Genomic DNA, 13,001 nt, shown 5'->3' with positions numbered 1-13,001 from the left:
GATTTGCAATAGGTCTCGGTAAAATTACCGAATTTAAATTCAATAAGCTCGATTTAAGAACCGAATCACTTATTCGCCATAGCAAACAAAAACCCCGCCTGTTGGGCGGGGTCAGGGGTCTACATGTCGATAATTGATCGCTTCACTCGACCAATGACGTTAATCGCGCCTTCCAAGTGGGGCGGCTGAATGTTTTCATATGAGGCTGGCTGGAATTGTGGTTCTTCGCCAGGGCGATAGCGTTTGTAGGTTGCCTTACCTGTTTCATCACAGATGACATAGCAGCCGTTTGGTACGAGGCGCTTGTCGTTAAGGTTGACGAAAATTATGGAGTCTGGAGGGCTGATCTTGTTCATTGATGGCCCTTCGACTCTTAGCGCTATCCAATTCCCCTCTGGTAAATTAACCGTTGGAACTGTGGGATAGTCGTCAAGGTCGACTACCGGATCTTGATGTGTAAGTTCACCGGCGCTCACCCATGACACAAGAGGCACGTCGGCGATGGCGGCGGGAGATAAATCACCTTCCTCGTTGCCTGTACCTTCTAAAAGCCATGCGACGTTTGTTCCCAATACAGGTGCGAGCTTCTCAAGCGTCTTGATTGAAGCCCCCTGATCTTTTCCTGCCGCAACAGCGCGTCTCATGTTCCTTATGGCCGAATTGCTTAATCCTGCCAAAGTCGCAGCGCGTGATTCTTTGAGGCCGATAGCGTCAAGCCGCTTTTGGATCCGGTTTAGTACATCTGATAACATAGTGGTAATATTACCGAATCCAGGTTTTCCAGAGTATCGATAAGAAAACCGAATTGGTTGATTGACATTTTCGGTAAAATAACCGATTTTCTGCTCATGATTGAGATTGAGCACCTTTTGATCCTTATCGATAGCTACAAGCGTGCGACGGATTTGCAGGACAAAACCGTAAGCAGTCGTTTGTTTGGAGATAGCAAAAAGATTGGTTCGCTGCGGAATGGCGGCGATCTAACGGTCTCTCGTCTTAATGGTGCCTTGCGATGGCTCTCCAATCATTGGCCGAACGATGCTGTTTGGCCGGATGATGTGTTTAGGCCTGATATTGAAACGAATTCGCCCGTTGGTTCCTCTGCGGGTGATGCTGGAGCGTCCCTGCCGCCCTCGGACGCTCCAGCTTCTTTGTCGCAGGATAGAGCAGCGGTAGCTCAGTTGGTTCATACCCAACAGGTCGCGGGTTCGAATCCCGCTCCTGCAACCAGTTTCCAATCGCCTGATATCCTCCCATCGGGCGTAAAAGCCGGGGCGCGCCGTAAGGATGACGCCGGACGCGCCCCGGTTTCCTCTGTTCTGGGGGGTGCGGTGTAATGAATTCATCGGTCGTTTCCTCGGCCTGTGGGCCACCTGGTTAGTCTGATTTCTCAGTCGTACCGGCTGGGCTGACCAACTTCATCGAATCCTTAGACAAACTTTTTTCCTTGAAATTCTCAGGGTGTTTCCGTGCGCACAATTTCCGAGCAAGAACAGCGTTCCCTCAAGTCTGCTACCGACGGTGCATACATGCTGTCGGGCGGCATTTCCTGCATCGTGCCCTTTACCCGTGTCGGCGTGTCGACGCTTTCGAAGTACGCATCGTTTGGCGATGAGCATGCCGACAGTTTCATGCCGATTGATGTCGTGGTCGAGGTCGACCGACGCGCACAAACGCCGACGATCATAAAGGCTGCAGCCGGATTGCTCGGATATGAGCTTGTCCCGGCATCATCAGCATCGGGAAAATCCTCGGACGGTGCGCCACTTACTGAAATGGACGCACATCGCGTCATGTCCGAGGCGATGGACGTTTCGAAATCCATCGTTACGGCGCTGGAAGATGGACGCATTGACGCTGGGGAAAAGCGGGAAATCACCAAGGAAGTGCGTGAGGCGATGCGCGCGCTTGAAAATGTTTTGCGGCGTTTGGAGGCGGGGAAATGACTGCTGTTTCCTCACTCGTCGAGCAATGGTTGGCTGACCATGGCGGGCCCCGTCGTTTCGAAGCCGGTGTCAGGTCCAGTTTTGATGCCACGCAATATGAATTGCAGGGTTTTGGTGTCGAGGTTCGACGCAAGGGAAACCGCTTCGCCGTCAAGCGGGTCGATGGACGCTGGCAGGTCATGGGTTGGGAAAAGCTCGTCGAGCTGCGCGACGATTTTCGCAAGTTGCATGGCAGGGAGCCGCTTCGGCGGATCGGCCTATGATCGCCCGTTTCCCACCGCGCGAAGTCGCGCTGATCGTTTGTGCCGCGTTGGTTGCTGAGTCACCCGTCGCGGCTTTTCTCATCTTCTTTCTGTTTCTTGCGGGGCGGTGACATGGACGCGCTAGTACCTGAAATGATCCGGATAGCCGATATCGATACGGGCAAGCGCCTGCGCGATGTGGATCCGGCGAAAGTCGAGGCGTTGAAACCGTCCTTTACAGAGCTGGGCTTGCGGACGCCGATCACGGTTCGGGTGAATGACAGCAGGCGGAAGGATGCGCCACGCTATATTCTGTCGGCAGGAGCCCACCGGCTTGCTGCTGCACTGGCGCTTGGTTGGGAGGAAATCCCTGCATTTGTGCGCAAGGAAAGTGCGCTCGATGCCGAGCTTTGGGAGATCGACGAGAATCTTGCCCGTGCCGAGCTGACTCCAGCTGACCGCGCCATGTTTGTTTTCCGGCGTAAGGAACTTTACCTCCTGAAATATCCGGAAACGGGCCACGGTGGCGACCGCAAATCAAGCGGCCAAGTTGGCCACTTGGTCGACCGGGCAGAGCGTAAGAGTTTTGTTGCCGCCACGGCAGAACTGACCGGAAAGCCAGAGCGAAGCATCCGGCGCGATGCCGAGCGAGGCGAGAAAATCTGCAAGGCGGCGCTCGACAAGCTGCGCGGCACGCGGCTCGATAATGGAGTGGCGCTGGATCGCCTGAAAGCTCTCCCGTCGGATGTTGCGCAAATTGCTTGGGTCGAGGGTGCGCTGGCGGAAGAAAAGCGTATCAAGGTCGAGAACAAGAGCATTCGCGCCCAACAACAAAAAGTGCGCCATGCTGTCAGGCTTACCGAAATGGCGCTGACCGCCGAACGCGGCAAGGCAATGGCACCGGGAAAGCTGGATCGGCTCTATCCAGTCTATTATGCAGATCCGGCCTGGAAATTTAGGGTTCATTCGGAAGTGACAGGGCGCGAAAAAAGCGCCGAGAATCACTATCCGACGATGACCACCGACGAAATCGTCGCTCAGATGGTGGAGCTGATCGGCGGCAATCATCCCGCTGTATTGTTCCTCTGGGCTACCAACCCGATGCTGCCGGATTCCCTGCGGGTTATGGAGGCTTGCGGTTTCACCTACATTCATCACTGGGTCTGGGACAAGGTTGATATCGGCACCGGTTACTGGGGCAGGGATCGTCACGAGCTGTTGCTTATCGGCAGGCGCGGCGAGGTGGCTTGCCCATTGCCGGAAATGCTGCCGCCGACGGTCTATGTCGAAAAGAAGGGCGAGCATTCCGCCAAGCCCGAATATTTCGCCGAGCAAATCGAGAAATTCTATCCAGATCTCCCAAAGCTGGAGCTGAACGCGCGGCGCAAGCGTCCCGGCTGGGATGTGTGGGGATATGAAGCACCTGCTGCCGAAGTGGAGGCTGCATAATGTGCTCCAATTGCTTTATCGCCACGTTGGGAAACCCGCGCATCATTTATCTTTCCGGGCCAATGACGGGATTGCCGGATTTCAATTATCCGACCTTTCGCAGAGCCGCCGCCGCTCTCCGCTTGGCGGGGCATCGCGTCTATAACCCCGCCGAATATCCGCACAAAGGCCCCCTGGAGCTTTTCCCGATCCGGCAGGCGTTCGCGTCATATTGCAACTTCATCTGCCTGGAGGCTGACACCATAGTGTTGCTGCCTGGGTGGCGGGCGTCCAAGGGGGCGAGTGCGGAGCGACAGTTGGCGCTCAACTGCGGCATAGACATCATCGAATGGCTGGAGGCGATATGACCTCTGACGCCGACCAGCTGCGAAAGATCAAGGATAGGTTTCGGGCGCTTGATGGTGCCCGCTGGCAGCTTTGCTGTGTCGACAACAGAACGTTTGTCGAGGCGAAAACACGCAATGGCGAATTGATCGAAATTGCGAATTTTCATCCTGTTGCAACGCCAGATGAAATCGATTTTCTGGTCAACGCGCCGGATATGGTTGGGTTTCTGCTTGGTCTCGTCGACCGCGCAATCGCAGCGTCTCGCAAGGCAGCGCCTGTCCAGAAAAAACAGCGTGTTTGGAAGGACTTCGCGGCGGAAGCTGCCATGAAATGCGATCAGGCATCCTTCCGGATCTATCTGGAAGAACGGCACGGCGCTGAGGGGCCGCTGACGGCTGATACTGCCGCAGATGCATTGCGCGCCGTGCTGCGCATCAAATCAAGAAAAGAACTGAATAGCGATGCCGCCGCAGCGGATCGGTGGTGCGATTTGCGCGCCGATTTCGAGGCGTGGCTGATGGTGGGGAAATGACGATACATTCCGAGACGGTCAAGCCGTTGCGTGTCCTTGTGGCATGTGAGTTTTCCGGCACGGTACGCAATGCATTTCTCGACGCGGGGCATGATGCGTGGTCGTGCGATCTGCTGCCAGCCGAGGACAAAACAAACCGTCATATTGTCGGCGATGCGCGGGATCTGCTGCGCGATGGCTGGGATCTGTTGATCGTCGCGCATCCGCCGTGCACGCGGCTTTGCAATTCCGGCGTGCGTTGGCTGACGGTGCCGCCGCGCGGCAAGACTGTCGAGCAGATCTGGCGCGAGCTGGATGAGGCGGCAGAGTTGTTTTCGACATTCTGGAACGCACCCATTCATCGCGTGTGCGTCGAAAACCCTGTCATGCACAAGCATGCCAAGGCGCGGATCACGAACTATGCGCCACCCGCACAGAGCGTCCAGCCGTGGCAATTCGGGCATGGTGAGGTCAAGCGGACCTGTTTGTGGCTGCGCAATCTTCCGCCGCTGACTGCGACCGACATCGTCGAGGGCAGGGAGGCGCGCGTGCATCGTATGCCGCCCGGTCCTGACCGTTGGCGCGAGCGCAGCCGATTTTTCACAGGGATAGCAGCCGCAATGGCTGACCAGTGGGGGCGTTTGCCTGCCGCTCAATATCTGGAGGCAGCAGAATGAGCATTGCTGTCATGTCTCGCCTTTTCAAGGCCCAGCTAGGGTCGCCGAGCCGTAAGATGCTCGCAATCCGTCTCGCAGATTTCGCGGACGATGACGGGCGCGGTATCTGGCCTACTGTTGGACGGCTTGCGCTTGAAACAGAGCTTTCCGAGCGCACCGTGCAGCGCCACTTACGCGACTTTGTTGATGAGGGATTGCTGATTGTCATAGCCGAAGGTGGCGGGCGTCCTGGACAGGCAACGCGTTACGATTTCGACATGCGGGCACTGGATAATTTGCAGGCCGGAAAACCTGCCGCCGACGGGTGTCATGGTGTCACGGGTGTCATGGTGTCACCCGTGACAACGGAAGCGCCGACGGGTGACATTGACGACGCCGACGGGTGTCACCATGTCACCCAAACCGTAATAGAACCATTAGATAAACCATTAGGTGAGAGAGCGCGCGAGAGCGAGGACGATGGAAGGGAAAGCCGGAAATCTGTCGAGCGTTCGTTCAAGCGTGGTTTCCATGCTTGGCCCACAGCGATATCAGATAGCGAGCCTGAGGCATTCCGCGTCTGGCTGTCTATGACGCCAGAGGAACGCCAGGCGGCAGTCGATGAAGCTCCGCGCTATATCGAGGCGGCGAAAGCGACGGGTCGGAAGCTGGTTTGCTCCTATGCGGTTTATCTTCGGGAAAGACGCTGGGAAAAACTTCCAGCCAAGGTCGCAGTCGAGCAGTCCGGATCTGCGCAGGCAGCGCCGTTGGGCAAGATGTGGGGTGCGAGGGTCTATGAGCTTTTGCTGAACGGTCCCACTCGCGTTGTTGGCTTGACCCAGATCGAAAAAGGCTTGGTCGATAGCGGGCGCTATTCCGAGGAATATCTGCTGCACGACAAGCAGGCCAAGCAAGGTTTCCCGGCAGTCAATGAGCTTTTCGAGCGTGCAGCCGGTGGGCGCGGTGCGCTTGTTCCAGCTCGCTTGCAGGCGATCAAGGATTTGCTCGTGCAGGTTCGCATTGGCGGCGACGAGTGGAAGGCATGGGCCGATTTCCACAGCCAGCAAGGCTGGCCATGGTTCCCTGATCCCGGCAATGCCGAGTGGGCTTATTTCCCGGCTGGTGGGCCGGACGGTTTGAATGGTTTCGAAATCGCACTGAGGGGATTGGGTGAAAATGATGGCAATTGACGCAAAGCAGCTTGCAGATGCTATCACCAGACAGCCGACATTCGAGCAGGCTTGCGCTATCGACAAGGTGCTCGCAGAGCGTCGACGAGTAGCTCGAATGAGAGCGCAGACAGCGAATCGCGCGGGTGATGATTCTCCTTGGCTGGTGCTTCAGGTGATGTCAGGGCGCGAACTTTCGGTGCGGGAAGCGCTCGAAAAAGAAAATATCGAAGTGCTTGTCCCCATGAAAATGGGGCCCAAGATCCGCAGGCAAGGGCGGGAGATACCGGCGAAAAAACAGCCGGTCATGAATGGTTATGTGCTTGCACGATGCATGATTTCGAACGAATGCCTTGCTGGTCTGCTGAGCTTCGATAATGTTGTTTCGATCCTTGGTGGATACGAAACGCCATTTCTGGTCAGTGCAGAAAAAGTCTTTGTTTTCAGAGTGAAAGCCGAAGATGGTCAGTACGATTACGAGCATTTTCACCGCAAGTTTATCGGGGTTAAATGGGCGCGCGTTGCCGATGGTCCTTTTGCGGGTTGCCGTGCAGAGCTGGTGTCGGGTGGCACGAAGGGCAACGGTCTGGTCGTGATCGAAGTTTCAATCATGGGCAGACCAGTTGCCATGACAGTGCCTATTGCAATTCTCGAACCATTGTGAGCGTAATCTGCTAACGGGATGATCCGGTTTAGATAGTGATCCTCAATACACGGTAGCACGTGGGGACAAGTTCCTGAGGTGGCCACGCTCGGACCCCGCTCTGACAGTCTCAATCCAGAGACATCGATTCAGGGCCAGTGCGTAAGCCATGTCCAAATTTTGCCGAACGATGAGCGCCGAAAGGCGCTCTTTTCGTTTGTACTAAGGATAAACGGTTTTGTTGAAAGGTCGGGCAATGATCAGAACCATCGACAATCGGTTGTTTGTCCTGATCGCACTGTTGCTGGTCATCTTCGCACTGAGTGGATGCGCAAAGCATTTCTGCACCATGGATGACTATTTCAGCAGCAGCGCCTGCAAGTGACGTGGAATTGCTACCATGGCAACGATCACAGCACACTGGGCTGACAAGCACCTTTCGCTATTCGGAACAAGGATCGCGGTTCTCAATTCCCGATTTCCGAAAGTTCTTCCTCGCATCGTCAATCAGGTCGGCAATCGGGCGAAAACGCAAGTTGTCCGAAACCTGACCAAGCAGACCGGCCTTGCGAGAAAAACTATCGTCAAGGCTATCGGAGATCCGGGCGTTGCTCGACCGGGCAAGCTTTCCTACGAAATGGTGACGCGTGGTGGTGACATCCGCCTGAAGTACCTTTCGCCTCGCGAGTTACGCGCAGGCGTTTCCGCAAAGCCCTTCGGTCAGCGGAAGTTGTTCGCCGGATCGTTTCTGAAAGGCGGACGCTTTCCCGGTCGTGTCAACGTTCCAAAATTTTACGGCCATGCTTTCCATAGGCTGAACAAGTCTGGAACCAAGATCACCTACACCCGGTCGGGCGTGTTCATCCCGGTGGAAATGACCAAAGGCGCGACGAGAGCGGCATTTGAGAGGACAGCCGCACCTTTGCTGCAACAGCGCGTCGATGCCGCAATCAAGAAGCTGCTGCCTTAAGAGATCGGGTGGGCGCGCCTTTGACCGATGAGCGGATCGAGGGGCGGCGCACCCGACCGACCGATCCTGACCCCATCCCCCCTCCATTGGGTCCTTTTCCGGGCCTATCACCGGAGCGGGTGAGCGCGACTGCGGGATTTCGGTCTCTGTGAATTTTTACAGGGGGATTCCACCGCCCTTTGAATGGAATCGGAATCACATGGCCAAAGGGTATTCAGACGAGCTGCGCCAGCAGGTCATAGCCTTCATTGAGGAAGGCCATACCGTCCGGCAAGCAGCGGAAAAGTTCAGCGTCAGCCCCAGCTTTGCTGCAAAATCGCACAAGAAGCACGTCGACCAGGCCGCGCAGCCGCTTTTGCCGGAGCAAGAGCCGATTGAGGATGACGAAGAGCCTGAAAACGACGCCGATACAACAGCAGCGGATATGGCTGAGATTCTCGGTGTTTCAAAGCGGGCAATATCTGATTACGTCGGCCGTGGAATCATCGTGAAGACAGGTCGGAATCGCTTCGACCTGCGCAAATCAGTCCAGCTTTACTGCGAGCATTTGCGCGGGATCGCGGCAGGTCGAGGCGGTGACAATGTCGACGCGCTCTCAACCGAACGTGCCCGACTGGCACGCGAGCAAGCCGACCAGGCAGCAATGCGCAACGCGGCAATGCGCAAGGAACTGGTCCCGATTGCCGAGGTGCGCAACGAATGGGTTTCGATAGCCCGACGAGTCCGAAACGTGATGATGGCGGTTCCATCCAGATGCCGCCAGATGCTGCCCCACCTTACCACTTTCGATGTCGACCTGATCGACGAGGAAATTCGCACAGCACTTACAGAGCTTGGTGAAAAGGACGATGACGACGGCTCTGGCGATCACGCGGCGGGCAGTTTGGGAAGCCCTGACGCCGCCACCGAAACTGAAGCTCTCGGAGTGGATTGAGCAAACAGTTTATCTACCGGAGGGTGTTTCATCCCTCACGGGTCGGGTGAGGCTCTGGCCACCGCAGCGCGAGATTGCAGACGCTATCGGCGATAGCGCGCTTGAGCGTGTCACACTGGTGAAGCCGGTGCGCGTCGGCTTCACGACGCTTCTGACAAGCGCGATGGCCAGTTTCTGTTCGAACGATCCGTCGCCGATCCTTTCGCTCCTGCCTACTGAGGCAGACTGCCGTGACTATATGGTTTCGGATGTCGAGCCGATCTTTGATGCCTCGCCAGCGCTCAACGGATTGTTGACCGGCGATGTGGATGAGGGTGGCAGGAACACTCTGCTTTCCCGGCGCTTTCCAGGCGGGTTTCTGAAAGTCATTGCTGCGAAGGCACCGCGCAACCTGCGCCGCCATAATGTTCGCATCCTGTTTATCGATGAGGCAGACGGCATGTCGGCGACCAAGGAAGGGTCGCCGATCCTGCTCGCCGAGCGCCGGACACTGTCGTTTGCGGATCGCAAGATCGTTATGGGGTCGACGCCGGTTTATGAGGAAACCAGCCATGTGCTGCAATCCTATGAGCAGTCGGACAAGCGAATTTATGAGGTGCCTTGCCCTGAGTGCGGACACTTCCATGAGATCCAGTGGTCAGACATTCAGTGGCCGGAAGGTGAGCCGGAGAAGGCCTATTATGTTTGCCGGGAGTGCGGCTCGGTTATCGATGAGCGCCACAAGCCCGGCATGGTGGCGAATGGTCGCTGGCGGGCATTGAAGCCGGAAGTCAAGGACCATGCAGGGTTTCGGATGAACGCCCTGATTTCACTGCTACCGAATGCGTCATGGGGTCGGTTGGCGAAAGAGTTTGTCGGCGCGAAGAATGATCCGTCGAAACTTCAAACCTTCATCAACACGATCCTCGCGCAAGGCTGGAAGGAAAACACTGACGAGCTGGATGACATCGAGCTTGCGAGTCGTGCTGAAGATTTTAGCCTGGTTGCGGAAACTCCAGACGATGACGATGCGACCGCCACGACCGGCATTCCTGTTCAGGTTCTCATCATCACCGCAGGCGTTGACGTGCAGGATGATCGATTGGAAATCACCTTCATAGGTTGGGACAAAGAGGGGATTCCTTACGCCCTCGGACATGAAGTGATCTGGGGCCGATACGACGATCACACGACCTGGTCGGAATTGGATGTCGCACTCGGCACGCAATGGGATCATCCGCTCGGCGGCAAGATCAAGGTTGATGCCACCTGCATCGATAGCTCGGACGGCGAAACGATGGAAACAGTCTATCGTTATGCTTTTCCAAGGTTCCGCAGGCGCGTGTTTGCGATCAAGGGCGTGGGCGGCAACCGACCCTGGATTGAGAAATCCAAATCGACCGTGAAGGGCGGCAAGCTGTTCATCGTCGGTGTCGATGGCATCAAGAGCCACATTTTCGGTCGGCTGGCGCGCGCAGGTTCCATGCGCTTTTCGAAAGCTCTGCCTGTTGTTTGGTTTGAGCAGCTCGTGGGCGAGCAACTGGTAGTCAAATATTCGCGCGGACAAACGGTCCGGCAATTCGTTCCGGTGCCGGGGCGACGACACGAAGCTCTCGACTGCACGGTTTATGCCTTCGCCGCTCGCCAGATGGTGAATGCGAACTGGGCGCACCGTGAGGGCGAGTTGTCGACGCCACCGGAAATCAAACCTGTTTCATCCCTTCCACAGATCGCACCTTCGGAGTGGTTATAGTCATGGCGTCAATAGACGATCAGATCGCAGCGCTAGAGGAAGCTATTCTGACCGGCGCGAAGAAAGTCATATTCCACTCAGGCGGCACCCGCCGTGAAGTGGAATATCATTCCTTGAAAGATATGCGGGAAGCGCTTGCGGATCTTCGGGCCCGTAAATCACGCGGCCCTCGCACTATTCTGGCGGCGTTAGACTAATGGGCATTGGGAACATTCTTGATAAGGCCATCGGCTACGTGTCGCCGGAGGCAGGCTTGCGCCGTGTTCGTCACCGGGCTGCAATGGAGATCGTCCAGCGTAGCTATTCCGGGGCGGAAACAAATCGCCTGAAATCAGGCCGTCATGCAAAGTCGACATCGGCAGACGCCGAGATCGCGCGCGCCGGTCGCAAGCTCCGCGACCGTATGCGGGATCTGGTCCGCAATAATCCTTATGCGGCCAAAGCAGTTTCCGAGTTGGTCAGCCATGCCATCGGCGACGGCATTATTCCACGCTCGAAAGACAAGGAAGCAATCAAGCTTTTCCACGAATGGAGCAAGGTTTGCGATGCTGATGGCGATCTCGACTTCAACGGCATCGTTGCCCTGACCGTCAGAGAGATGTTTGAAAGTGGTGACGGTATTGTACGCCGCCGCCGCCGCAGGTTGGAAGATGGATTGCCGGTCCCGCTGCAGCTGCAGGTGATTGAATCGGACCTGCTCGATAGTACCAAGGAAGGGGTATTATCTGGCGGCGGCAAGGCAATTCAGGGGATCGAGTTCGATGCGATAGGCCGCAAGCGCGCCTACTGGATGTTCGGATCTCACCCCGGAAACAGCTTTTTTGACCCGCAATCGACCATCGTTTCGAAGCCCGTTCCGGCTGCGGATATTGCGCATGTCTTCGAAAAACAGCGCACGCAGGTCAGGGGCGTTCCATGGGGGACGCCAGCAATGGACGATACATTCGACCTTGCCGAGTATGAGCAGTCAGAGCTTGTTAGAAAGCGCCTTGAGTCCTGCATTGTCGGAGTAATGACCGGCGGTGACATTGACGACACGATAGGGTTGCCGCTGACCGGCAAGGATGGCGAAGCCGCAACACCGGGCATTTACAACGTGCACGGGCAGCGTGTCGAAAAGTTCACGCCGGGAATGTTCTACAATGCGGTCGGCGGTCGAGATATGAAATTCTCACAGCCAGCCGTAACCGACAGCTACGATCCTTATAAAGTTTCGATGCTGCATACGATCTCAGCTGGCTGGCGCGTTCCCTACGCGCTGATGACAGGTCGGCTCGACAAGGTCAATTATTCGTCGAGCAAGATCGGTCTGGAAGGCTTCCGGCGCATGATCTCAATGCTGCAATGGCAGATCATCATTCCAATGCTGTTGCAGCCGATGTGGGACTGGTTCTGTGAAGCTGCCTATCTCGCCGGGAAGATCAGCACTCCGACAGTGGCGGTTGAATGGTCGCCGCCGCGTTTCTACTCGGCGGATCCGCTGAAAGATGTGAACGCCAGGATCAAGGAAGTTCGCGCCGGTTTTCGTTCGCTCTCATCCGCAATTGCCGAGACCGGCGAAAACACTGATGACGTTCTGGACGAAATCCAGTCGGATAATGCCAAGCTCGACAAGCGCGGCATTATCCTCGACAGCGACCCGCGCCGCATCTCGCAGGCGGGTCAGGTCCAGCAGCCCGTTGATACTGATGATCCTCCTGAGAAGGACGAAAACGATGACGAAACTTAACCTGCGCAAAATGCCGGACAGTCTGCCGATGCAGATGCAGGAAGTCCGGCTGTTGCCTTCCGGTGTCGATGCTGAAACGCGCACGCTGGATCTGGTATGGACTACCGGCGCAACTGTTCGCCGTCGCCGTTATGTCGGCTGGGATACGGTTGTCCCGTTCGACGAGATCCTGCTTGTCAGCGATAAGGCAATTGACCTATCGCGGATGAATGCCGGTGCGCCGGTTCTGGATAGTCATTCTGTCTGGTCGACCTTTTCGCAGGTCGCGGTTGTCGAACGGGCGTGGGTTGATGGCGGTGAAGGTAAAGCGAAGATCCGGTTTCCAAAAGCCGGGATCGACGAGCGCGCCGACCGCATGTTCGGCTTGGTCTCCGATGGCATTATCAAGAACGTGTCTGTCGGCTATTCCATCGACAAGATCCGTATTGAGGAAGCCCAGAAAAAGGGCGATGTCGAAAAGGTGTTCGTCGAGCGTTGGACGCCGAATGAAATTTCGTTTGTAACGGTTCCGGCAGATCCCGGCGCTCAGGTTCGCAATCACGCAGATACGTTCCCGCTCATGATCGACCGTAAACCGGTCTCGACGTTTGCGGCCTCAGCCCGGATGAGAATGGCCGAAGCCGTCCGCCGCCTCGCCTAATCCAGCAATCATCAAATTCCAGTTTGCCGCCTGCAATTCTCCGGGGTTGCAGG

General features: G+C 56.4%; 16 protein-coding genes and 1 tRNA gene. 16 read left to right on the top strand and 1 reads right to left on the bottom strand.

The annotated features are described in order from the left end of the window. Positions 1-119 precede the first annotated feature (119 nt). Entirely contained in the window at positions 120-866 is a 747-nt protein-coding gene (locus ABWW28_RS05385; protein ID WP_376749548.1) for a LexA family protein, read from the bottom strand. 289 nt (positions 867-1,155) lie between these two features. Here ABWW28_RS05385 and ABWW28_RS05380 point away from each other — a divergent pair. The 16 genes from ABWW28_RS05380 (at position 1,156) to ABWW28_RS05305 (ending at position 12,948) form a co-directional block, all read left to right on the top strand. Then, positions 1,156-1,230: transfer RNA gene (locus ABWW28_RS05380), tRNA-Met, on the top strand. Positions 1,231-1,469: 239 nt separating this feature from the next. Further along, positions 1,470-1,946: a phage regulatory CII family protein gene (locus tag ABWW28_RS05375; protein ID WP_353390470.1), complete on the top strand. Its 477-nt coding sequence runs from the start codon at positions 1,470-1,472 to the stop codon at positions 1,944-1,946. Continuing rightward, a complete protein-coding gene (locus tag ABWW28_RS05370; RefSeq protein WP_353390468.1) occupies positions 1,943-2,209 on the top strand; it encodes a hypothetical protein in 267 nt (88 codons plus the stop codon). The genes ABWW28_RS05375 and ABWW28_RS05370 overlap by 4 nt, the downstream gene beginning before the upstream one ends. 111 nt (positions 2,210-2,320) lie before the next feature. Beyond that, positions 2,321-3,637: an MT-A70 family methyltransferase gene (locus ABWW28_RS05365; protein ID WP_353390466.1), complete on the top strand. Its 1,317-nt coding sequence runs from the start codon at positions 2,321-2,323 to the stop codon at positions 3,635-3,637. Next, a complete protein-coding gene (locus ABWW28_RS05360) occupies positions 3,637-3,984 on the top strand; it encodes a DUF4406 domain-containing protein (RefSeq protein ID WP_353390464.1) in 348 nt (115 codons plus the stop codon). The genes ABWW28_RS05365 and ABWW28_RS05360 overlap by 1 nt, the downstream gene beginning before the upstream one ends. Beyond that, complete coding sequence (locus tag ABWW28_RS05355) at positions 3,981-4,496, top strand: hypothetical protein (RefSeq protein ID WP_353390462.1); 516 nt, start codon at positions 3,981-3,983, stop codon at positions 4,494-4,496. The genes ABWW28_RS05360 and ABWW28_RS05355 overlap by 4 nt, the downstream gene beginning before the upstream one ends. Continuing rightward, positions 4,493-5,152: a hypothetical protein gene (locus tag ABWW28_RS05350; protein WP_247996787.1), complete on the top strand. Its 660-nt coding sequence runs from the start codon at positions 4,493-4,495 to the stop codon at positions 5,150-5,152. The genes ABWW28_RS05355 and ABWW28_RS05350 overlap by 4 nt, the downstream gene beginning before the upstream one ends. Continuing rightward, the gene (locus tag ABWW28_RS05345; RefSeq protein ID WP_353390460.1) at positions 5,149-6,321 is read left to right on the top strand and encodes a helix-turn-helix domain-containing protein; all 1,173 of its coding nucleotides are present in this window, start codon (positions 5,149-5,151) and stop codon (positions 6,319-6,321) included. The genes ABWW28_RS05350 and ABWW28_RS05345 overlap by 4 nt, the downstream gene beginning before the upstream one ends. Next, positions 6,308-6,964, top strand: coding sequence for a transcription termination/antitermination NusG family protein (locus tag ABWW28_RS05340; RefSeq protein WP_353390458.1), 657 nt, complete (start codon positions 6,308-6,310; stop codon positions 6,962-6,964). Before ABWW28_RS05345 ends, ABWW28_RS05340 begins: the two co-directional genes overlap by 14 nt. Positions 6,965-7,199: 235 nt before the next feature. After that, entirely contained in the window at positions 7,200-7,328 is a 129-nt protein-coding gene (locus ABWW28_RS05335) for a hypothetical protein (protein ID WP_255412134.1), read from the top strand. 15 nt (positions 7,329-7,343) lie between these two features. Further along, entirely contained in the window at positions 7,344-7,913 is a 570-nt protein-coding gene (locus tag ABWW28_RS05330; protein ID WP_247996789.1) for a hypothetical protein, read from the top strand. A 199-nt stretch (positions 7,914-8,112) separates the two neighbouring features. Beyond that, entirely contained in the window at positions 8,113-8,847 is a 735-nt protein-coding gene (locus ABWW28_RS05325) for a MerR family transcriptional regulator (protein WP_353390456.1), read from the top strand. Continuing rightward, positions 8,762-10,579 carry a phage terminase large subunit family protein gene (locus tag ABWW28_RS05320; protein ID WP_264358659.1) on the top strand — a complete coding sequence of 606 codons (1,818 nt, stop codon included), beginning with the start codon at positions 8,762-8,764 and terminating at the stop codon, positions 10,577-10,579. The genes ABWW28_RS05325 and ABWW28_RS05320 overlap by 86 nt, the downstream gene beginning before the upstream one ends. Positions 10,580-10,581: 2 nt before the next feature. Continuing rightward, positions 10,582-10,776, top strand: coding sequence for a phage head-tail joining protein (locus tag ABWW28_RS05315; protein WP_041545160.1), 195 nt, complete (start codon positions 10,582-10,584; stop codon positions 10,774-10,776). After that, entirely contained in the window at positions 10,776-12,308 is a 1,533-nt protein-coding gene (locus ABWW28_RS05310; RefSeq protein ID WP_353390453.1) for a phage portal protein, read from the top strand. The genes ABWW28_RS05315 and ABWW28_RS05310 overlap by 1 nt, the downstream gene beginning before the upstream one ends. After that, positions 12,295-12,948 (top strand): HK97 family phage prohead protease, encoded by a 654-nt coding sequence (locus ABWW28_RS05305; protein ID WP_112588026.1) that lies wholly within the window; start codon positions 12,295-12,297, stop codon positions 12,946-12,948. The genes ABWW28_RS05310 and ABWW28_RS05305 overlap by 14 nt, the downstream gene beginning before the upstream one ends. Positions 12,949-13,001: the final 53 nt, after the last annotated feature.

Source organism: Brucella sp. NBRC 14130 (assembly GCF_040371715.1).
GTDB classification, from domain to species: Bacteria; Pseudomonadota; Alphaproteobacteria; order Rhizobiales; family Rhizobiaceae; genus Brucella; species Brucella intermedia.
The sequence above is the reverse complement of the archived record's forward strand: the minus strand, read 5'-3'. Positions and strand labels throughout refer to the sequence as shown.